Origin of the sequence: Kribbella sp. NPDC004875, assembly GCF_042873375.1 — a bacterium.
Lineage (GTDB): Bacteria > Actinomycetota > Actinomycetes > Propionibacteriales > Kribbellaceae > Kribbella.
The window spans coordinates 1,067,582-1,088,392 of sequence record NZ_JBIALI010000003.1 but is presented as its reverse complement, the minus strand read 5'-3'; the positions used below and the strand labels follow the sequence as shown (position 1 = coordinate 1,088,392).

General features: G+C 68.9%; 21 protein-coding genes. 14 read left to right on the top strand and 7 right to left on the bottom strand.

Annotated features, from left to right (window positions below):
- Positions 1-8 precede the first annotated feature (8 nt).
- Positions 9-914: a hypothetical protein gene (locus ACFYRH_RS22295; RefSeq protein ID WP_387778229.1), complete on the top strand. Its 906-nt coding sequence runs from the start codon at positions 9-11 to the stop codon at positions 912-914.
- 31 nt (positions 915-945) lie between these two features.
- Here ACFYRH_RS22295 and ACFYRH_RS22290 read toward each other — a convergent pair whose 3' ends face one another.
- From ACFYRH_RS22290 to ACFYRH_RS22280, 3 genes are read right to left on the bottom strand one after another with little or no spacing between them, the layout of a single operon-like run.
- Positions 946-1,896: a hypothetical protein gene (locus ACFYRH_RS22290; RefSeq protein WP_387778226.1), complete on the bottom strand. Its 951-nt coding sequence runs from the start codon at positions 1,894-1,896 to the stop codon at positions 946-948.
- Positions 1,893-2,606: a cytochrome b N-terminal domain-containing protein gene (locus ACFYRH_RS22285; RefSeq protein WP_387778223.1), complete on the bottom strand. Its 714-nt coding sequence runs from the start codon at positions 2,604-2,606 to the stop codon at positions 1,893-1,895. The genes ACFYRH_RS22290 and ACFYRH_RS22285 overlap by 4 nt, the downstream gene beginning before the upstream one ends.
- On the bottom strand, positions 2,603-2,749 hold the full coding sequence (locus tag ACFYRH_RS22280; protein ID WP_387778220.1) for a hypothetical protein: 147 nt from the start codon (positions 2,747-2,749) through the stop codon (positions 2,603-2,605). Before ACFYRH_RS22280 ends, ACFYRH_RS22285 begins: the two co-directional genes overlap by 4 nt.
- Positions 2,750-2,950: 201 nt before the next feature.
- On the opposite strand from ACFYRH_RS22280, the gene ACFYRH_RS22275 reads away from it, so the two are divergent.
- Positions 2,951-6,334, top strand: coding sequence for a GH92 family glycosyl hydrolase (locus tag ACFYRH_RS22275; RefSeq protein WP_387778217.1), 3,384 nt, complete (start codon positions 2,951-2,953; stop codon positions 6,332-6,334).
- Between the two features lie 6 nt (positions 6,335-6,340).
- Here ACFYRH_RS22275 and ACFYRH_RS22270 read toward each other — a convergent pair whose 3' ends face one another.
- Positions 6,341-6,922, bottom strand: coding sequence for a hypothetical protein (locus ACFYRH_RS22270; protein WP_387778214.1), 582 nt, complete (start codon positions 6,920-6,922; stop codon positions 6,341-6,343).
- 10 nt (positions 6,923-6,932) lie between these two features.
- Here ACFYRH_RS22270 and ACFYRH_RS22265 point away from each other — a divergent pair, with 10 nt between their 5' ends.
- Entirely contained in the window at positions 6,933-7,367 is a 435-nt protein-coding gene (locus ACFYRH_RS22265) for a cupin domain-containing protein (RefSeq protein WP_387778212.1), read from the top strand.
- 47 nt (positions 7,368-7,414) lie between these two features.
- Here the strand turns inward: ACFYRH_RS22265 and ACFYRH_RS22260 are convergent, their stop codons facing one another.
- Together ACFYRH_RS22260 and ACFYRH_RS22255 are read right to left on the bottom strand one after the other, a co-directional pair.
- Positions 7,415-8,110: a DUF4386 family protein gene (locus ACFYRH_RS22260; protein WP_387778209.1), complete on the bottom strand. Its 696-nt coding sequence runs from the start codon at positions 8,108-8,110 to the stop codon at positions 7,415-7,417.
- 80 nt (positions 8,111-8,190) lie between these two features.
- The gene (locus ACFYRH_RS22255) at positions 8,191-9,015 is read right to left on the bottom strand and encodes an LLM class F420-dependent oxidoreductase (RefSeq protein WP_387778339.1); all 825 of its coding nucleotides are present in this window, start codon (positions 9,013-9,015) and stop codon (positions 8,191-8,193) included.
- Positions 9,016-9,357: 342 nt separating this feature from the next.
- On the opposite strand from ACFYRH_RS22255, the gene ald reads away from it, so the two are divergent.
- The 8 genes from ald to ACFYRH_RS22215 all read left to right on the top strand — a co-directional run bounded on the left by ald (position 9,358) and on the right by ACFYRH_RS22215 (position 17,429).
- Positions 9,358-10,473: an alanine dehydrogenase gene (gene ald, locus ACFYRH_RS22250; protein WP_387778206.1), complete on the top strand. Its 1,116-nt coding sequence runs from the start codon at positions 9,358-9,360 to the stop codon at positions 10,471-10,473.
- The gene (xerD, locus tag ACFYRH_RS22245) at positions 10,470-11,396 is read left to right on the top strand and encodes a site-specific tyrosine recombinase XerD (protein ID WP_387778335.1); all 927 of its coding nucleotides are present in this window, start codon (positions 10,470-10,472) and stop codon (positions 11,394-11,396) included. Before ald ends, xerD begins: the two co-directional genes overlap by 4 nt.
- Before the next feature lie 27 nt (positions 11,397-11,423).
- Positions 11,424-12,692 carry a hypothetical protein gene (locus ACFYRH_RS22240; protein ID WP_387778203.1) on the top strand — a complete coding sequence of 423 codons (1,269 nt, stop codon included), beginning with the start codon at positions 11,424-11,426 and terminating at the stop codon, positions 12,690-12,692.
- 470 nt (positions 12,693-13,162) lie between these two features.
- A complete protein-coding gene (locus tag ACFYRH_RS22235; RefSeq protein ID WP_387778332.1) occupies positions 13,163-14,074 on the top strand; it encodes a ParA family protein in 912 nt (303 codons plus the stop codon).
- On the top strand, positions 14,059-14,415 hold the full coding sequence (locus ACFYRH_RS22230; RefSeq protein WP_387778200.1) for a hypothetical protein: 357 nt from the start codon (positions 14,059-14,061) through the stop codon (positions 14,413-14,415). The genes ACFYRH_RS22235 and ACFYRH_RS22230 overlap by 16 nt, the downstream gene beginning before the upstream one ends.
- A gap of 2 nt (positions 14,416-14,417) precedes the next feature.
- The gene (locus tag ACFYRH_RS22225; RefSeq protein WP_387778197.1) at positions 14,418-15,419 is read left to right on the top strand and encodes a segregation and condensation protein A; all 1,002 of its coding nucleotides are present in this window, start codon (positions 14,418-14,420) and stop codon (positions 15,417-15,419) included.
- Positions 15,416-16,705 (top strand): SMC-Scp complex subunit ScpB, encoded by a 1,290-nt coding sequence (gene scpB / locus ACFYRH_RS22220; protein WP_387778194.1) that lies wholly within the window; start codon positions 15,416-15,418, stop codon positions 16,703-16,705. The genes ACFYRH_RS22225 and scpB overlap by 4 nt, the downstream gene beginning before the upstream one ends.
- On the top strand, positions 16,695-17,429 hold the full coding sequence (locus tag ACFYRH_RS22215; protein ID WP_387778192.1) for a pseudouridine synthase: 735 nt from the start codon (positions 16,695-16,697) through the stop codon (positions 17,427-17,429). The genes scpB and ACFYRH_RS22215 overlap by 11 nt, the downstream gene beginning before the upstream one ends.
- A gap of 3 nt (positions 17,430-17,432) precedes the next feature.
- Here the strand turns inward: ACFYRH_RS22215 and ACFYRH_RS22210 are convergent, their stop codons facing one another.
- Entirely contained in the window at positions 17,433-17,600 is a 168-nt protein-coding gene (locus ACFYRH_RS22210; RefSeq protein WP_387778189.1) for a hypothetical protein, read from the bottom strand.
- Positions 17,601-17,653: 53 nt separating this feature from the next.
- Here ACFYRH_RS22210 and ACFYRH_RS22205 point away from each other — a divergent pair, with 53 nt between their 5' ends.
- From ACFYRH_RS22205 to ACFYRH_RS22195, 3 genes are read left to right on the top strand one after another with little or no spacing between them, the layout of a single operon-like run.
- Positions 17,654-18,757, top strand: coding sequence for a sugar ABC transporter substrate-binding protein (locus tag ACFYRH_RS22205; protein WP_387778186.1), 1,104 nt, complete (start codon positions 17,654-17,656; stop codon positions 18,755-18,757).
- On the top strand, positions 18,754-19,548 hold the full coding sequence (locus ACFYRH_RS22200) for an ATP-binding cassette domain-containing protein (RefSeq protein ID WP_387778183.1): 795 nt from the start codon (positions 18,754-18,756) through the stop codon (positions 19,546-19,548). The genes ACFYRH_RS22205 and ACFYRH_RS22200 overlap by 4 nt, the downstream gene beginning before the upstream one ends.
- Complete coding sequence (locus tag ACFYRH_RS22195; protein ID WP_387778180.1) at positions 19,545-20,810, top strand: sugar ABC transporter permease; 1,266 nt, start codon at positions 19,545-19,547, stop codon at positions 20,808-20,810. The genes ACFYRH_RS22200 and ACFYRH_RS22195 overlap by 4 nt, the downstream gene beginning before the upstream one ends.
- Position 20,811: the final 1 nt, after the last annotated feature.

The following is a 20,811-nucleotide window of genomic DNA, read 5'->3' as shown; positions in this document are numbered from 1 at the left end:
ATCGGTGCGTGAACACGTGGCAGCCGTCGCCCGCGGCGCAGAGAACCCTCGACAAGCTCCTGCTGCAGGTCATCGACTGGGGGGAGCAGATGAACCTGCACAGGAACATGGCCGCTGTGACGTTCGATGCGTCGGCGCCGCCCGGGGGACAGGTGCAGTCGACCGGAGAGCTGGTGTTCCCGGAGTCGGTCGGTCGTGCGTTCGAGGAGCCGCGGAAGGTCGCGGAATACCGGCAAGCCGTGCACGCCGTCACCGTCACCGCGCTGGACAAGCGCGCCACCGGGACCTATGACGAGGCCGGCGAGTTCGCGGTGGAGGATCTGCGGCTCGATCCGGGCTTGCCGGCGGATTACTTCGTGAACGACGGACTGCGGGAAGCCTATTGGGCCGCCAACGGTGATCGGATCTGCCTCCGGCTCAGCCCGGAGCTCGGCGCCGACCTGTTGGCGGCATCGGACCCGTGCGACCGGCCGGTCGCCCGGGACGCCGCCCTGGCGCTCGCGGACACCTATGCCCGGACGCGCAACGAATGGCCGGACGAGGGCGTGAAGAATCTGCTCCAGGCGCCCCGGAACAAGGTCTTCGAAACCGTCGTCGACGCGAAGCTGGCGTCCCAGCTCCGCCAGGCCTACACCCCCGCGGCGCGGGAGGCGTTGGGCGAGCTGCGCGGCGGACTGGCTCGCGGCCTCCGCACCGGCTTCGAGAACCTCGCCGAGGAAACCCACCTCGACCGCTCCGAGGTCAACCTCCGCGTCGCCGAGCTGATGAAGCCCGTCGACGAAACGGCCCGCACCGTCAAGGAGACCTTCAACGCCCTCTCCGCGCAGCAGACCGACCGCGGGGCGGCAACCGCGGCGGCCGACCGGCAGGCGGGAGCCCCGTCGAAGCACCGATGGACAGCCTTCGGCCGCTGAACCGCCGCCCCGGCTCAGCGGCCCAGCCGGATCAACCGGTACGGCGGTAGTAGTCGCGCCAGATCAGGCGGTGCAGCGGGATCCAGCGGGGGATCGAGCGGACACCTGGGATGAACGGGACCAGGACGAGGACGAGTGTCAGCACCATCATCAGGGCCCAGACCTGTGCGTCGGCGTTGTCCGACGTCGAGAACGGCTTCACCTGGTACCAGAAGGTGTACAGCCACATCCAGGGCTGACCTGGGTAGTTGCCGGTCTCGTTCATCATGCCCCACTGGTCACCGCCCAGGTTCCGGGCGCGCGCCTGGTCCTCCAGGTAGGCGCCGTCCGACAGCAACAGCAGCCCGCGGGTCGCGTCCCCCTTGTAGAAGTTGCCGCGGGAGTCCAACGTGCCCTCGAGCCCGCCGGAGCCGGCCAGCCGCAGGAACTTGCCGGCCAGCACCGGGACCGGTCCGAAGCCGATGGACGGCTTCACCGCCGCGGGGTTGCCGTCCGGCGCCGAGGACAACGCGTCGGCGTACGCCGCCGCCCAGGCCTGCTGCCGCGCCGCAGGCGCCGCGCTCCACACGGCCAGCGCCGCGGACAGGACCGGGTCTCCGCTGACACCACGCAGCGGTGTGATGACCAGATCGTTCGCCGAGTCGACCGGTATCCGCACACCGGCCCAGTTCTGCAGCTGGAGCGGGCCGAGGACCTGCCCCGTCGAGGCATGGTTGTACGGCGGCCCGTACTGCGCGCTCGTGGTCGTACCGGCGAGCTCACCGGTCGCGGTCGCCACGACGTCGTTCGGTGCCTTCTGGGCCCAGTCGGACAGCGTGATCGACTTCTCGTCGGGTGACGAGAACACCGCGGCGAGGACCGTTGTCAGCACCGCGACGACGACCAGCGCGATGACGAACTCCTTGACCAGGTCGTAGGAGCGGGTCGGGAAGTCGTGGGTGTCCGGCGTACGGCGCCGGCGTGTTGCGGTGACTGTGGTCATGACGAGGCCTCCACGTCATCGGTCTCCGTGTCAGGCTCCGTGTTTGTCTGCAGGGTCGTGGGCGTTGTGTCGGCACCGATCGGTGGCACGACGCCGTGCCGGCGGACCAGGATCACGTGCAGCACCACCAGCAGTCCGATGGCGGCGGGCAACAGGGCGATGTGCCACATCAGCATCTGGCCGGGGTCGAGCACGTTGAACCACGCACCGATGCCGACCGAGTTGAGGCCGTCCTTCGCCTGGGTGCTGATCCACTGCGAGTCGAAGTTGGACTGCACGAGGTACCCGGTGAAGGCCGTCCCGATCGATCCCACGAACGCCACCACGCCGGTCATCCAGGTGAGGGCCCGCCGGCCCCGCCAGGCCGCCATGAAGAACTTGCCCCACAGGTGAATCACCATGAACGCGAAGAACAGCTCCACGCTCCACAGGTGCAGCGAGTTCACGAAGTGGCCGGTCGACGACGAATGCCACCAGGCCGGGCCGCCGAGCGCCAGGACGGCTCCCGAGGCGAGCACGATCAACAGTGCCGCCAAGGTGAGCACGCCGAAGACGTAGATCCATGAGCGCACGTAGACGGGCTGCCGGTCCGGAAGCAGTTGCCCCGGCGGCACAGTGCGGCCGAGCCGGGTCCGCAGGCGGGTCGTCCAGTTGCCCTTGGCCGGCCGGTCGCGGTCCTTCGCGGCCGTACGGCTGACGATCGACGTCATGATCGATCCCGTTCCTCGTCGTCGTCTCCGGAGGGGAACGGAACGACGATCGCCAGGGCGAACACCACGAGCATGACCGCGATGATCACCAGATTCGTGACCGAGATCTGTACGACTCCCCAGTGCAGATAGCTGCCGGCCATCACGTCACCTCCGCAGGCTGGACTTTCTCTCACCGTCGGCGCGGCCGATCCGCCCGGACAGGGTCGTTGGTCTCGACCGCGACAGGACCAAAGTCGGCGCGGCCGGTGCTCGTGTCCGGCGGCTGATCCCTTGACCGGTGGGTGTGGAACGGGGTACACCTCTGACAACGATGTCACCCATCCGTGAAGGTTGGTCCGCCCATGCGTCGTTCTGTTGTGTTCCGTCCTGCCCGGTTCGTGCTTGCCGGGGTTGTCATCGCGGCGCTGGCGCCGGTCGCGCACGCCGTACCCAGTCCTTCGCCGGGTGGTGGTCCGGGTGGTGGTTCTGTCGCGCACCCGACGACGGCGCCGCCGGACGATCCGGTGGCTGCGCGGTTGAAGGGCCCGGAAGCGGTGGGCGCCGGGAGGATCAGCGCGAGCTCGGCTGATCCGACCGAGCACGTGGATCCGCTGGTCGGCACGTCGAACGCCGGGGACACCTTTCCCGGGGCGGTGCTGCCGTTCGGGATGTTCTCGTTCAGTCCGGAGACGAGCCGCGGGAACGCCTACCGTACGGCGGCGCCCGGTGGGTATCTGTACTCCGCGCCGAAGATCCGTGGGTTCAGCCTGACGCACATGAGTGGGACCGGATGCGCGGGCGGTTCCGGGGACATCCCGATCTTCCCGCTCGCCGGTGACGTGACGACCTCGCCGCAGAGCGACGCGAAGGACGCGGTGTACGCGTCCACGTTCAGCCACGCCAACGAGGTCGCGAAACCGGGGTACTACAAGGTCGGCCTCGACTCGGGCGTGACGGCGGAGCTGAGCGCGACCACGCGGACCGGCTCGGCGGCCTTCACGTTCCCGGCCGACCAGGCCAAGACGGTGATGTTCCGGACGTCGAACTCCGAGGTCGGATCCAGCGACGCGCACCTCACCATCGACCCCGCGCATCGCACGGTCAGCGGTTCGGTGACGAGCGGCAACTTCTGCGGGTATCTCGCCGGCGTCGCGCAGCGCAGCTACTACACGCTGCACTTCGTCGCGGAGTTCGACCAGCCCTTCAAGAACCAAGGCACCTGGACCGACACCACCGTGACGCCGGGCAGCACGAGCGCCCGTGGCGGGACGACGTACGGGACCGACGGGTGGATGCCGGCGAACAAGGGCTCCGGCGGGTATGTCGGGTTCGACAGCGACAGGGTGACGATGCGGATCGGCATCTCCTACGTCAGCGGAGCCAACGCGTTGGCGAACCTGCACGCCGAGAACCCACGCGGTACGTCGGTCGCGATGACGACCGCGAAAGCCAAGCAGGCGTGGCGAAAGCAGCTCGACCGCATCGAGATCACCGGCGGTACGACGGACCAGCGCACCACGTTCTACACCGCGTTGTACCACGCCCTTCTGCACCCGAACGTGTTCAGCGACGTCAACAAGCAGTACTGGGGTTTCGACCAGAAGCCGCACGCGTTGACCCGTGGACAGCAAGCGCAGTACGCGACCTTCTCGGGGTGGGATGTCTACCGGTCGCAACTGCAACTAGTTACCTTGCTCGAACCTGAACGCGCTGGGGACATCGCTCAGTCGTTGTTCAACCAGGCCACGCAGAACGACGGCGTCTGGGACCGGTGGACACACGCCTCGGGTAGCACTGCCGTGATGACCGGCGACCCCTCCGCGCCGGCGGTCGCGGGCATCTATGCCTTCGGCGGGACCAACTTCGACGCGCGACAGGCTCTGAAGTCCCTGGTGCAGGCGGCGACCGTGCCGACCGCCAAGGACCTCAGTTCGGCGGGCAAACCGGTCATGTCGATCGGGCAGCGGCCGTCGCTCGACAAGTACCTCGCGCTGCACTACATCCCGACCAAGTCCAACGCGTGGGGCGGTGCGGTCGAGACGCTCGAGGACGCCACTGACGACTTCGCCTTGGCACAGTTGGCGCAGCGGACCGGTGACCAGGCGACGTACCAGAAGTTCCTCGCCAGGTCGCAGTACTGGCAGAACGTGTTCAACCCGGGCAACGGCGGCTATGTCCAGAACCGTGACGACAACGGCGCCTGGCCGGCGTTCACGCCGTCGACGTACGACGGGTTCGCCGAGGGCAGTAGTGCGCAGTACACCTGGATGGTGCCGCACAACCGGGCCGGTCTGGTCGACGCGATGGGTGGCGTGGACGCGGCGAACCAGCGGCTGGACGCGTTCTTCAAGAACCCGGACGGGACCTGGGCCCTGACCGGTGCGGGCGAACTGCACGCGGAGATGGACAACGAGCCGTCGATCAACACGCCGTGGATCTACAACTACACGGGCAAGCCGTACCGGACGCAGGAGACGTTGCGCCAGGCAATGAACCAGCTCTGGAACACCACCACCGGTGGGATTCCGGGGAACGACGACCTGGGCGCCATGTCGTCCTGGTGCGTGTGGACCGCGCTGGGGCTCTACCCGGATGTGCCCAGTCGCGCGGAGCTCCAGGTGGCGGCGCCACTGTTCCCGCGGGCGGTCATCCATCGGGACAGTGGGAAGACCATCCGGATCAACGCTCCGGGCGCGGACGCTACCTACGTCCAGTCCTTGAAGGTCAACGGGAAGCCGGCGGCGAAGGCATGGTTGCCGGAGTCGTTCGTGCAGCGTGGCGGCACTCTGGACTTCACACTCGCGGGGACGCCCAACAAGGCGTGGGGAGCCGACGCTGCCGACGCACCGCCGTCGTGGCGGACCGGTGAGATCCCGTTCCAGACGTCGACGGACACCAGCCGCCTGGTCGTCGCACCAGGCACGACCAGCGCACCGGTCGCGCTGCAGGCGCACAGGTTGAGTGGGACCGCGCAGGACGTCACCTACACACTCAAGACACCTGCCGGACTTACGGCGACCCCTACTACTGGCGCGTTCCACGTCGACAAGACCGGTAGCGCCGCGGTGACGATCACTGCGGCCGCTGGTACGCCGGATGGTCGCTACCCCGTCACGGTGACGATGAAGGCCGCTGACGGGACTGTGCTGCCACAGGTCGGTTTCACCGTCGTTGTCGGTCAGCCGAACTCGTTCTTCGTACTGCGCGAAGGCGTGGGCATCTCGGACGACAACGGAGATCACACCGAGGCGGACTACGACGGTGGAGGCGTCAGCTACTCACGCCAGGCCCTGGCCGCGGCGGGCCTGACACCTGGTGGCGCCGGCACTGTGCAAGGCCTCAGCTTCACGTGGCCCGACGTACCGAACGGTGAGCCCGACAACGTGCCTGCAGACGGGCAGCTGCTCAACCTGAACCTGCCGGCGGGTAGTACGAAGCTGTCCTTCATCGGCAGTGCGGTGAACGGCAACCAGCAGACGACCGCGACGCTCACGTACGCCGACGGGTCCACATCGCAGATCGATCTGTCGTTCAGCGACTGGACGCTGGGCGGTGGCGGCGACACGCTCCACTACGGCAACGTGATCGTCGCAACGACGCCGTACCGAAACGAGTCCGGCGGCGGCAAGGACAACGTCACCACTCACATCTTCGCCACCGCACCGGTGACGCTCGCCCAGACGCCGGTGAGCATCACGCTGCCCACGAACCGCGACCTCCGGCTGTTCACCGTCGCAGCGGGCTGACCCTGTTCAGGTAGCGCTGCCGCCCGTCTCCGCGAGGGCGGCAGCGACCTGACGGGCGTTCGCCGCGAACTCGTCGGCGGGGATGCTCGGGAGCAGGTCGTCCCAGACGGCGATCATCGCGCCGCGCAGCTGCATCATCCCAAGCGGTCGCGCGAGGAACCACAGGTGGAAGTGCTCGCTGCCGTCACCCCAGCGGTTGAAGTGCGTCCGTCCGACGCTGTCGAGATCCTGAACCGCCTTCGCCACCCGCTGGATCACCGAACCGAGCGTCCCGGTCAGCTCCGGCGGCAACGTGTCGAGCCGGTAGTGCTCCCGCGGCTCGAGAATCGCGACGAACGGCAGACCGCTCGGTTTGCGCGCTTTCAGCTTCCAGTGCTCGTCCCGCCAGATCACATCCCGATCCGGTTCCTTGCACGACCAGCAGTCCTCGCCGCCGGCCCCGCCGCGCGGGGGTTCGGGCAGCACCGGCTCGTCCAGGGGCACCACCTGCAGGTCGCCCTCGAACGGGAAGAACGGCCCGCCGAGCAACGGGTCCGCTGACATGCGGTCGCCGTACGGGAGGCGTCGGTGGTACTCGGAAGGCAGCATGGAAGGCAGCATGGACGGCACTCTGCCCGACAATCGGGGCATGGAGAAGCCGGAGTTGGCAACCTTGTTGGGGATGGAGCCGCACCCGGAGGGTGGGTGGTATCGGGAGACGTGGCGCTCGGGCGTGGAGTTCGAGCCCGAGGGGTACGACGGGACGCGGGCCAGCGCGACCGCGATCTACTTCCTGTTGTCACCGGGGGAGGAGTCGCGATCGCACCAGGTGCGGTCGGCCGAGATCTGGTTGTGGCACTCGGGCGGTCCGTTGACGCTGGAGTACGACGCGGAGACGGTCACGCTCGGACCGGACGTGCGCGCGGGTCAGCAGCCGCAGGTGGTGATTCCGGCGGGGGCGTGGCAATCGGCCCGTCCGGCCGGGGACGAGGCGGTGCTGGTGTCGTGCGTGGTGTCGCCCGGCTTCGACTTCGCCGACTTCACCCTGCGCTAGGCCGCCTCGCTCCGGCCGGGCCGTCCCTCCTCCGTCAGCAGTACGGCCTACGTCAGCGGTACGGCGGCCTCCCCGGTACCGAGTTCCGGCAGGTGCTCGCGGACCATGTACCCGCCCGCGCAGACGATCCAGACCGCCGACAGCAGCAGCGGGACCGTGGTCATCAGGATGCCGCCGGCAACGAACGTGCCGCTGGTGGCGAACACCCCGAACGCGCCGGCGAACGACACCGCGGCCGCCACCAGGGCGAGGTACCCGAGCCAGTTCGGCATCAGGTGCGTCCGCAGTACGCCGAGGCCGGCGGCGGCCAGCGGCAGCGCGGCCGCGAAGCCGATCATCGTGGTGGTGACAGCGCTCAGGTCATACATCAGCCGGGTGATCGCCTGGTCCCGGCCGGTGATGCCGAACGCGCTGCCGGCGATCAGGACGGCGTTCAGGAAGATCGCGCCGCCGACCAGCACCGCGCCCGCCAGCAGCGCCAGGTGGACGTCGCTGCGCTCGGCCCGCTCCCGGATCGCCTCGGCGAACGCGGCGGCGAACCAGATCACCAGCCCGGCCGCGGCGGCCCACAGCAGTGCGCTGAACAGCATCGTGGTCCGGTGGTCGGCGAGCCAGCTCGCGATCGAGCTGTCCGAATCGCCGACCGTCGGAGGATTACCGGGCAGGAACCTGCCCAGCAGTGCCAGGACGACAAAGGCCAGTCCGGCGAAGCCGCCCCATCGCAACTCGTGTCGCTCGGTCATGGGGAACACCTCCAACGTGCACCGCGCCGATGTGGTGCGTCTACTGCCGATGTTCCCCCGTTCCGGGCCGGAATCAAGACCTATGTCAGCACGGTCGCCAGCGCCTCGTACCCGGGCAGCAGATCGATCCCCTCGTGCCCCAGTTGCTGGATCGCGACGTGGTCGGCACCGGCGTCCAGATGGGCCTTCAGACCGGCCGCGACCTCGACCGCGGAGCCGTGCAGCACCATCGCGTCGACCAGCCGGTCGCTGCCGCCGTCGGCCAGGTCGTCGTCGGTGAACCCGAGCCGCCGGAAGTTCGTCGTGTAGTTGCTCAGCTGCAGGTACGGCGCGAGCCGGTCGCGGGCCGTCGCGCGGGCGATCTCCGGATCGGTCTCCAGAACCACCATCTGCTCCGGCGCGAGCAGTACTCCGCCGCCGAGGATCCGGCGTGCCTCGCGGGTGTGTTCCGGTGTGGTCAGGTACGGCAGGGCGCCGGCCGTCCGGGCTCCGGACAGCTGCAGCACCTTCGGGCCGAGCGCGGCCAGCGCCCGCCGGTCGGTGGGCACCTTGGCGTCGTCGAGCTCGTCCAGGTAGCCGACGATCTTCTGGTACGGCGACTGGTACTCGCCGGTCGCCTCGCGGTGACCGATCCCGACGCCGAGCAGGAACCGTCCCGGGTGCTCGTCCTCCAGCCGGTGGTACGACGCCGCGACGTCGGCCGCCGGCGACTTCCACATGTTGACGATGCTGGTGCCGACGGCAATCGAAGTCGTTGCGGCCAGCAACACCTCGGCGTCGCGCAGGCCGGCGTCCGGCGAGCCGCCCAGCCACAGGGCGCCGTACCCCGCCTGCTCCAGACCCGCCGCGAGCTCCGGGCCGTAGTGCTGGCCTCCGTGCCAGACCCCGTAGCGTCCCAGTTCCATCGCCACCGCGTGCTCCTCTCGTCGACCCTCGCACAGTGCAACCCGGGGCGGTCGGGCGCGCATTCCAAGCATTCCTGACGGCTACGAATACCCGTCAATGATCGTTGCCGCGTCAGAGGTGCGCAGCCGTGCCACTACGGAAAGTGTCGCCGAAGTCGCTGCCGGTAGGTATCACTTCCTTCACCTTCTCCGGTAGGTCGCGTCACGATGAGACCATCCAGTCGAGTGGTATGAACCCGGCGGGCTTACACTCGGCAGGACCTGGCAACTACCCCTCGACGCCGGGCCGCGCGGACACAACGACGTGGGCCGCACACCTGGATCGTGAAAGAAGGGCACGTTGTGAAGGTCGGAGTACCGAAGGAAGTCAAGAACCACGAGTATCGGGTGGCGATCACCCCGTCCGGGGTGCACGAGTTCGTGCGCAGCGGACACGAGGTTCTGATCGAGCAGGGGGCCGGCGACGGCTCGCTGATCCCGGACGCGGAGTTCGTCGCCGCCGGAGCACGGATCGTGCCGGCCGCGGACGACGTCTGGGCGGACGCGGAGCTGGTGCTGAAGGTGAAGGAGCCGGTGGCCGAGGAGTACCACCGGATGCGCAAGGACCAGGTCCTGTTCACCTACCTGCACCTGGCCGCCAGCCAGGAGTGCACCGACGCGCTGCTGACGTCGGGCATCACCGGCATCGCCTACGAAACGGTTCAGCTCCCGGACGGGACGCTGCCGCTGCTGGCGCCGATGAGCGAGGTGGCCGGCCGGCTGGCACCGCAGTCCGGTGCGTACCACCTGATGGCGCAGGGCGGCGGACGTGGCGTGCTGCTCGGCGGCGTGTCCGGCGTACACCCGGCGCGCGTGGTCATCCTCGGCGCCGGTGTCTCCGGGATGAACGCGGCGGCGATCGCGCTCGGCATGCAGGCGCAGGTGCAGCTGTTCGACCGCAACATCGCCCGGCTCCGGCAGGCCGACCAGATCTACCAGGGCCACCTCCTGACGATCGCGTCGAACGCGTACGAGATCGAGCGCGCGGTGCTCGAGGCCGACCTGGTCATCGGCGCGGTGCTGGTGGTCGGGGCGAAGGCGCCGAAGCTGGTCACCAACGACATGGTCAGCCGGATGAAGCCGGGCAGCGTGCTCGTCGACATCGCGATCGACCAGGGCGGCTGCTTCGAGGACTCGCGTCCGACCACGCATGCCGACCCGGTGTACAAGGTGCACGACTCGCTGTTCTACTGCGTCGCGAACATGCCCGGCGCGGTGCCGAACACCTCGACGTACGCGCTCACCAACGTGACGCTGCCGTACGCGATCGAGCTGGCGAACCTGGGCTGGCGGGAGGCGCTGAAGCAGGACCACAGCCTCGCGCTCGGCCTGAACACGTTCGACGGTCACGTCACCTACGGTCCGGTCGCCGAGGCTCACGACCTGCCGCAGCTGAAGCTGGACGAGGTGCTGGTCTGAGCATCACCAGGGCGGTCGGTGCTTATCTTGACCACCTGACGGTGGAGCGCGGCCTGGCCGCCAACACCCTGTCGTCGTACCGGCGCGACCTGCGCCGGTACGGCGGCTATCTCGCGGCCACCGGGATCGACGACCTCGGCCGGATCACGGAGGCCGTGGTCAGCGACTTCCTCATGCGTTTGCGTGAGGGCGACGCCGACCATCCGCCGCTGACCGCGTCCAGCGCCGGCCGGACCGTTGTCGCCGTCCGCGGGTTCCACAAGTTCTGTGTGCGGGAGGGGCTGACCGCAACGGACCCTGCGGCGGCCGTGAAGCCACCTGTGCCGCCGCAGCGGCTCCCGAAGGCGCTGGCGATCGACGAAGTGCAGTCGATCCTCTCCGCGGCCGCTGGGGCGGAGGCCGAGCCTGCGGTGCTGGCTACGCGGGACGCCGCGCTCCTGGAGTTCCTGTACGGGACCGGTGCGCGGATCTCCGAAGCGGTCGGGCTGGACGTCGACGACATCGACCTGGACGCCGGTGAGGTGCTACTGCGCGGGAAGGGCAGCAAGGAGCGGGTAGTACCCGTCGGGTCGTACGCCCGCCGTGCGCTGTCCGCCTATCAGGTCCGCGGACGGCCCGATCTGGTGGCTCGCGGTCGCGGGACCCCCGCGCTCTTCCTGAACGCTCGTGGGGGCCGGCTGTCGCGGCAGAGTGCCTGGACTGTGCTGAGGCGGGCGGCGCAGCGGGCCGGGATCACGAAGGAGATCTCGCCGCACACCTTGCGTCACTCGTACGCGACCCATCTGCTCGACGGTGGCGCCGATGTACGCGTCGTACAGGAACTGTTGGGGCATGCATCCGTGACGACGACGCAGGTCTACACGCTCGTCACAGTGGACAAGCTCCGAGAGGTCTACGCCACATCGCATCCGCGGGCACTCTGACCCCACGGCGACGCCATACTTCATGCGGTGACGAACCTGCCACCGCACTTCGTTGAGGTCCTCGCCAACCGCCTGGCCGAGTACACCGGCCAGGACCTACGGACGCTCAGAGCAACCGTCCGGTACGCCGGTGACGCGCTCGCGGGCCGGATGGCCGACGCGATGCTGGAGGACGTTCGCCGCCATGTGGGGGACGAGCATCCGGAGTACCTGAGCGCCAGGGACCGGTTCGTCGAGTCTGTCGGGCCGGAGCTCCGGACGGTGTCGCCCGGCGTCGGTACCGAGGTACAGCGACTCCAGCAGGCCCGCGCGGACGCGGACCGGGTGTTCGCGCTGGCGGTCGACGTGGCCGATCCGGTCGGGGTGGCTGTGGAGGCGCCGCGTGCGCTGGAGGCACAGCGTGCGGCCAGGATCACCGTGGCGCGAGGGCTTATCCACGGCCTGCCGGAGGGACAGACGCCGACGGCGGAACGGATCGGCGAGTGGCTGGCCGACGCCGGGAACGACACCCAGGCGTTCGTCCGCTACGCGGGCACGGACCTGTTGCGGGCAGCCGGTGACACGAACTACGAGCCGCGGACGAGCATGCGCAGCGGGAACGAGACGCTGCGGGACGGGGTCGCGCGGGCCTGGGTACGGCATCGGCTGCCCGAGATCGCCGCCGCGGTCGGGCATCCGCTGGAGCCAGAGGACCTCGATCAGCTGCGGTACGGCAACCCGGGCGGCATCGCGGACGGCCTCGTGCAGGCGATCAGCGCACGGTCCGGGAAGTCCACCGACGAGGTGCTGGATCGGCTGTGCGAGGCGGGCGACCGTGCCGCGCAACGTGGTGCGGACCAGTGGTCGACGGCGCGTCAGTTGCTGGTGCCGGAGGAGGCACTGCAGTCGGTGAACGAGGCTGACCGGCACCTGGCCGGCTGGCGGTCCGTGTACGCGATGGAGGACGAGTTCAAACGGCACTACGGCGACTCCGACTGGACGCCGGACCTGACTCCCGAGGAGGCCGGCGCCGCCATCGCCGAAGCGGGCGTGGCATCCGCGGAGCGGTTCGGCGCCACGGTACCCGGGCCTGCGCCTGCGCGGCGTGACCCTGCTCTGGATGCGGCGGTGAACGCCGCCTTCGTACCGCCCGCCGGCCGGACGTCGGGAGCCGGCAAACAGCCCGGACCCGGTAAGACGCCGGCGGATGGTCAGGCCTCGGAGGTTGCTGAAGACTCGGCGGCGGGTGGCCGGGCGACGCGTTCAGGGACTACGCGTCCAGGGCAGCGACGCGGTCCGCAGCTCCCCGGTCGCTAGGGGCAGCCCAGCCCGTGAAGACCTGGACCCCCGGCGCTTGGGGTCCAGGACGGTGTGCGATCATCTGGTCACGGTTGGTCATCCGGGCCGGGTGATCGGCCGGGTTCGGAGCTTTGTCGACAAACAGCCCCACCCCGGTGCGGAGTGGCTGGTTGAGAGTGCTTGAATGCACGCTTACAGTCGCTGGGATCGCCCGTATCGGTTGAAAGGTTTGACGAGTCATGAACGAGTCGACATTCCCGGGCACCGAACACGAGATGGGCCACCTACCGGAGCATCTTTCGGTCCCGGAGCCGGTCCAGCAGATCAGCACGCCCAGCGTCGAGCACCATGGTGAAACCCGTGGTGAATTCAGCGTTGAGCGCACTACCGAACCCAGTACCGAACCCAGTGGCGAACCCAGCCAGCCCAGCAGCCCGATCCGTCCGGCCACGCCGCCGGCCCGGGCGCTGCCCGACAACTATGCGGAGATGCCGAAGCCGACGGCCAAGCTCACCGCGGAGGACCTTGCACCCGTGAACGACCCGAACGGCCCGCGTCACACCCTGGGGCCGACCGGCCGGCCGATGCCGGACCTGCCGGAGCCGCAGCCCCCGACCAAGACCGGCCCGGCGCAGGTGATCGCGATGTGCAACCAGAAGGGCGGCGTCGGCAAGACCACCACCACGATCAACCTCGGTGCGGCGATCGCCGAGACCGGTCGCAAGGTGCTGCTGATCGACTTCGACCCGCAGGGGTCCGCGTCCATCGGCCTCGGCGTCCAGCCGCACGACCTCGAGCTGTCGGTCTACAACCTGCTGATGCAGCGCGACATCACCCCGGACGAGGTGATCCAGCCGACCCGGGTGGAGAACCTCGACCTGCTGCCGGCCAACATCGACCTGTCCGCGGCCGAGGTCCAGCTGGTCCAGGAGGTCGCCCGCGAGTACACGCTGCAGCGCGTCCTCGACCCGATCATCCCGAACTACGACGTGATCCTGATCGACTGCGCCCCGTCGCTCGGTCTGCTCACCGTGAACGCGCTGACCGCTTCGCACGGCATCGTCGTACCGCTGGAGTGCGAGTTCTTCGCGCTCCGCGGCCTGGCCATGCTGACCGACACGATCGGCAAGGTGCAGGACCGGCTGAACCCGAAGCTGGAGATCGTCGGGATCCTCGGCACCATGTTCGACGGGCGTACGACGCACGCCCGGGAGGTCCTCGACCGAGTGGTCCAGGCTTTCGACGAACGCGTCTTCCACACCGTCATCCGGCGTACCGTCAAGTTCCCCGAGACCACGGTCGTCGGCGAGCCGATCACGACGTACGCCCCGTCCTCGAGCGCGGCCACGCAGTACCGCGATCTCGCCAAGGAGGTGCTCGCGCGTTGTCCCGCCGGGTGAGCCTGCCAGGTGCCAGCGAACTCTTCGGGGGTGCGGCACCCAAGCAGACCCAACCCGAGAAGCGCACCACCGACGGACCGTCCTCGGTACGGTCCCGGACGACGGTCGTCGACGACCGGAAGTCGAGTGGTCGGATCCGCCACGACACGAAGATCACCGTGTACGTGACGGAAGAGGAGCTGCTCGGCTTGGAACAGACCAGACTCGCGCTCCGTGCGGAGCACGGCCTGACGGCCGATCGGGGCCGGATCGTCCGCGAGGCGATCGATGTCCTGCTCGCCGACTTCGTCGACCACGGACCGGACTCGGTCCTGGTCCGGCGGTTGAAGGCGTCGGAGTGACGGTGTCCTCGGACGCGCCGACCGGGGCGGAACAGGATCCGGCGCTGCCGACGGACCTGGATTCCGAGGACGCGCCGGCTGTTGCCGAGGGCAAGGGGTTCAGTGTTCACCTGGTGAACTTCGAGGGCCCGTTCGACCTGCTGCTGCAGCTGATCTCGAAGCACAAGCTCGACATCACCGAGATCGCGCTCTCGCAGGTCACCGACGACTTCATCGCGCACATCAAGGCGCTCGGGCCCGAATGGGACCTCGACCAGACGTCGGAGTTCCTGCTGATCGCGGCCACGCTGCTCGACCTCAAGGCGGCCCGGTTGCTGCCGAAGGGCGAGGTCGAGGACGACGAGGACCTCGCGCTGCTGGAGGCCCGGGACCTGCTGTTCGCGCGGCTGCTGCAGTACCGGGCGTTCAAGCAGATCGCCGCGTTGGTGCAGGAACGGATGGCGCTGGAGGCCAAGCGGTTCCCGCGGGCCGTCGGGGTCGAGCCGCGGTTCGCCGAGTTGCTGCCCGAGGTACTGCTGGGGATCGACCCGGCCGGGCTGGCGGCGCTCGCGGCGAAGGCGATGGCGCCGAAGAACGACGTACCTGCTGGGGTTTCGCTCGCCCACCTGCACGCGCCGGCGGTGACGGTTCGGGAGCAGGCGGTCGTGATCGTGGACCGGTTGCGGCGGCAGCGGAGTGCGACGTTCCGTTCGCTGGTCGCGGACTCCCCGGACACGGTGACCACCGTGTGCCGGTTCCTGGCGTTGCTGGAGCTGTTCCGGGAGGCGGCCGTGTCGTTCGACCAGGTGACGCCGCTGGGGGAGCTCACGATCCGGTGGACAGGCACCGACGAGGGCGACATCGACGTCAGCGACGAGTTCGACGAGGAAGCCAAACCCGCCTCCGAGGACGGTGAGGCGCCGGTCGTCTCCGACGACACCGACTTCCTCGAACCCGGCGCCTCCCACACCACCCACGACGAGTACCAGTCCGACCCAGACAACCCCGAGACGGCAAACCAGTGACCAACCCCACCACCCCCTCTCCCGCCGCCCCGGCGCCCGACGCGACTGGGGAGGAAAACCTTCCCGAATCGGCCGGCAATCCTCCCCAACCTGCCGCCGACGCACATCCCGAGGCAGCCGCCGCAGTTGATGACGCCGAGCCGCGCCATGACGCTGACGCTGACGCTGACGCCGAGGGGGGTGCTGACGCTGATGCGGGCGCCGAGGTGGAGGCGGGTGATGGTGGCGACGCCAACGATGACGCGGGTGCTGACGGGAGCACCGACGCGGGGTCCGCGCGTGCTGTCGTGGACGCGGAGGGTGATGAGGCGCATCTTGCGCCGGGGCAGACTTCGGTTCCGGTGGGGGATGAGGTTGTTGTTGATGATGCGACTATGCGGCGGGCGCTCGAGGCTATTTTGATGGTGACGGATGAGCCGTTGCCGGTGTTGACGTTGGCTCGGGCGGTGGGGCGGCCGACGGGGGATGTGGGCAATGCGCTGGCGGAGCTGGCGGCCGAGTACACCGAGCAGGGGCGGGGGTTCGACCTGCGTGAGGTGGGTGGGGGCTGGCGCTACTACACGCGCGCCGAGGCAGCGACGTACGTCGAACGTTTCGTGCTCGACGGACAGCAGGCGAGACTGACGCAGGCGGCGCTCGAGACGCTGGCGGTTGTCGCGTACAAGCAGCCGGTCAGCCGCGCGCGTGTCTCCGCGATCCGTGGTGTCAACGTGGATGGTGTCATGCGCACGCTCGTGGCGCGCGGGCTCGTCGAGGAGGCCGGCGCGGACACCGAGTCGCAGGCGACGCTGTACCGCACGTCGACGTACTTCCTGGAGCGCATGGGGATGCAGTCGTTGGACGACCTCCCCGAGCTGGCGCCGTACCTCCCCGAGATGGACGACATCGAGGAAGAGCTCGCCGCCCAGTCCCTCCCGCCGGCCCCCACGAGCACCGACGCCGACGCCGAGCCGAGCGCCGATGCCGAGCCGAGCGCCGACGAGCCGAGCGCCGACGAACAGGCGGGTACGTCGGCTGCGGAGGACGCCGAGGATGCCGAGGTGGGTACGTCGGGGGTGGTGGAGGACGCCGGCGATGAGACTGTGGGTGTTGACGACCTGACGCAGGATGAGGGCGTCGAAGACGAGGTTGAGGAGCCGGACGCCTCCGCCGAGGAGTTGGCAGACGCGGAAGACCCGGAGTCCGGCGACCAGGCTGATGGGGGCGAGCCGGCGGTCGGGGACGTGGAGGACGAATTGACGTCGGACGCCGGCGGGTTCGAGGGGGGTGCTCGGGATGGCGGATGACGGTGGGGTCCGGTTGCAGAAGGTCTTGGCCCGGGCAGGGGTGGCTTCGCGGCGGAATGCGGAGTTGTTGATCGAGGAGGGGCGGGTCGAGGTCGACGGGCGGGTGGTGACCGAGTTCGGCGTCCGGGTGGATCCGGAGACGGCCGTCATCCGGGTCGACGGGGAGCGGATCCCGCCGGTCAGCGCGAACGCGTACCTGGTGCTGAACAAGCCCCGTGGCGTGGTGACGACGATGTCCGACCCGGAGGGGCGGCCGTGCATCACCGACTACGTGCAGGATCGCCCGGAGCGGCTGTTCCACATCGGCCGGCTCGACACCGACACCGAAGGGCTGTTGCTGCTCACCAACCACGGTGAGTTCGCCCACCGGCTCGCGCATCCGTCGTACGAGGTGTCCAAGACGTACGTCGCCGAGGTCGAGGGCAACGTGAAACCAGCGGTACTCCGCGCTCTCCTCGACGGCGTCGATCTCGAGGACGGACCGGCCCGCGCCGACACGGTGAAGATCGTGTCGACGGTGCCTGGCCGGACCCTCGTGGAGATGAGCCTGCACGAGGGCCGCAACCGGATCGTCCGGCGCATGTTCGACGCCGTCGGGCACCCCGTGAAGCGCCTGACCCGTACCGCGATCGGTCCGGTCCGCCGCGGCAACCTGCACACCGGCGAGCTCCGCGAACTCGACCCCAAGGAACTGGGCCAGCTCCTCGACCTCGTGGATCTGTGACCGCTACTTCAGATCGGCCTCCTCCGGTACGACGCCCTGGTTCACCGTCGTGTGGATCCGGCCGCCCGGCAAGGCAACTGCGTGGGCGCTGAAGTAACGCTGGCTGCAGACCGGTACCCCTGCTAGCAGGTACTGCGGATTGCGGCCAACTGCGACGACGGCGCGGTGCACCGGATCGCATGCTGGCGGGAGGAAACTCCTGCGGCGATCATGAAGGACGCACGATGCGAAATCCACACAGAGTCGTGGCGCTGACCGGTACCACCGTCGCGCTGCTCGCGAGCCTGGTTGCCTGTAGCAACAACAACAAGGCGTCGTCGGGCAGCTCCAGCGCGCCACCGGCGAACACCAAGGTCGGAATCCTGCTCCCGGACACGGCGTCCTCGCCGCGCTGGGTCTCGGCCGATCCGAACAGACTCCGTAGCCAGTGCAGCGCGAACAAGCTCACCTGCTACATCGACAACGCCAACGGCAGCGCGACCACGATGGAGTCGCAGGCACAGGCGCTGATCAACCAGGGAGTCGGCGTCCTCCTGGTGACGAACCTCGACTCGGGCTCCGGCAAGGCGATCGAGTCACTGGCCAAGCAGCACAACGTGGTGACGATCGACTACGACCGGCTGACCACCGGCGGGACCGCCGCGTACTACGTGTCGTTCGACAACGTGAAGGTCGGCGAGGACCAGGGCAGGTCGCTGACCGCGTGCCCGCAGGTGGCCGGCAAGACCGCGGTCAACTACGTGGACATCGACGGCGCCCCCACCGACAACAACGCGACCCTGTTCGCCCAGGGCTACAACTCGGTGCTGTCGAAGCAGGCCGGCTGGACCAAGGTCGGCGACCAGACCGGTAACTGGGACCCGGCCACCGCGCAGGCCGTGTTCACCACGATGCTGGGCAAGAACCCGAACATCAACGCGGTGATGGTTGCCAACGACACCATGGCGCAGTCGGTGATCAACGTGCTGAAGTCGCAGAACCTCGCCGGCAAGGTCGCCGTGTCCGGACAGGACGCGACCGCCGGCGGTCTCGACAACGTGATGCTCGGCACCCAGTGCTTCACGATCTACAAGCCGGTCGCCGGTGAGGCGGACGTGGCGGTCAAGCTGGCGGGGCAGATCCTGTCCGGCCAGAAGCCGGCCGCTCCCACGACGATCAAGGATCCGGCCAGCGGGCGCGAGGTCCCGTCGTACCTGGCTTCGCCGACCGTGATCACCAAGAAGAACGTGGCGCAGCCGGTGACCGACGGCTACGAGACCGCGCAGTCGGTCTGCCCGACCCCGGCACTGGTGAAGCTCTGCGCCGAGAACGGTATCCACACACCGTGACGACCGTGGTGTCGCACGACGTCCTGGAGCTGCACGGCGTCGGCAAGTCGTTCGGCCCGGTCGTGGCGCTGTCGTCGGTGGACTTCAGCGCCGCGGCCGGCGAGGTGACCGCGCTCGTCGGCGACAACGGCGCGGGCAAGTCGACGCTGGTCAAGAGCATCGGCGGCATCCACCGCATCGACGCGGGCGAGATCCGCATCGACGGTACGGCGCAGCACCTGCACGAACCGCGGGACGCGGCCCAGCTGGGGATCGAGATCGTCCACCAGGACCTCGCGTTGTGCGACAACCTCGATGTCGTCGGCAACATGTTCCTCGGTCGCGAACGGCTCGGCCGGTTCCACACCCTCGACGAGAACACGATGGAGCACCTGGCCGGGGAGACGCTCGCCTCGCTGTCGGTCCGTACGGTCCGCTCGGTCCGGCAGAAGGTGGCCAGCCTGTCCGGTGGCCAGCGGCAGACGGTCGCGATCGCGAAATCCGTCTTGTGGAGTTCGAAGATCGTCATCCTGGACGAGCCGACGGCGGCCCTCGGTGTCGCGCAGACCGAGCAGGTACTGGAGCTGGTGCGGCGACTCGCGGACCACGGTGTTGCCGTGGTCCTGGTGTCGCACAACATGAACGACGTGATGCAGGTGGCCGACTCGATCGCCGTCCTGTTCCTGGGGCGGATGGCGACCCAGGTACGGCGTACCTCGGTGACCCAGACGCAGGTCGTCGAACTGATCACCTCCGGCCGGTCGGGTGATCTCGGTCTGCCGGGGGCCGAGTCGATCGGAGCACCGGCATGAACGCGGTCCTCGCCGAGAAGGCGCCGCAGCACCAGCCCGCCACGAGCGCGCTGGCCGAGTACGTCCGCGACTACCTGGCCCGGCTCCGCGGCGGCGAACTCGGGTCCGCGCCGGCGGTGGTCGGCCTGGTGGTGATCACCGCGTTCTTCTCGATCGTCCACCAGGGTTTCCTGAGCGCGTACAACCTCGAGGCGCTGGTGATCCAGGCGGCGCCGATCATCGTGATGGCGATGGGGCTGATCTTCGTCCTGCTGCTCGGCGAGATCGACCTGTCTGCCGGGACCACCGGCGGTCTGTGCTCGGCGATCATGGCCGTGCTGTTGCTGCGGCACCATTGGCTGTGGTGGGCGGCGATCCTGGCCGGGCTCGCGACCGGGCTGGTGATCGGGTTCGGGATGGGGTGGCTGCGGGCCAAGGTGGGGATCCCGTCGTTCGTCATCACGCTGGCGACGTTCCTCGCCTTCCAGGGCGCGACGTTGATCCTGGTCGGCGGTCAGGGGTCGGTGATCCTGCCGGCCGGGACGCCGTTGATCGGACTGGAGAACAACTTCGTCCCGTTGTGGCTGGGCTGGGTGCTGCTCGCCGTGTTCGTGGCCGGGTACGCCGTCCTCAAACTGACCGATGCGCGCGGACGCCGGCGGACCGGGCTGCCCGCGACGCCGGTCGCGGTGATCGTGGCGAAGGTGGTCGCGGTGGCGCTGCTCGGGGCCGCGTTCACCTACGAGATGGGGATCAACCGGAACCTGATCAGCAACGCGTTCTTCAGTAGCAAGGCGCAGGGGATGCCGTGGGTCGTCGTACTGCTCGCGCTGCTGTTCGTGGTCTGGCACTTCGTCCTCAGCCGGACGCGGTACGGGCGGCACGTGTACGCCGTCGGCGGGAACGAAGAAGCCTCGCGACGGGGCGGTGTCGCGGTGTCCCGGATCCGGATCTCGGTGTTCGTGATCTGCTCGGGGATGGCCGCCGTCTCGGGTCTGGTCGCGGCCTCGCTGCTGCAGTCGGTGCAGTCGAACGCGGGCGCCGGCAACACTCTGCTGCTGGCCGTCGGCGCCGCGGTGATCGGCGGTACGTCGTTGTTCGGCGGGCGCGGCCGGATGATCGACGCCGTCCTCGGCGGACTCGTGGTCGCGGTGATCATCAACGGGATGAGCGACCTGATCCAGGGTTCGAACTCCTCAGGCTACGAGTACGTCGTCACCGGTGCCGTGCTGTTGCTGGCGGCCGGCTTCGACGCGGTGGTCCGGCACGGCCGGACGGCCTGAC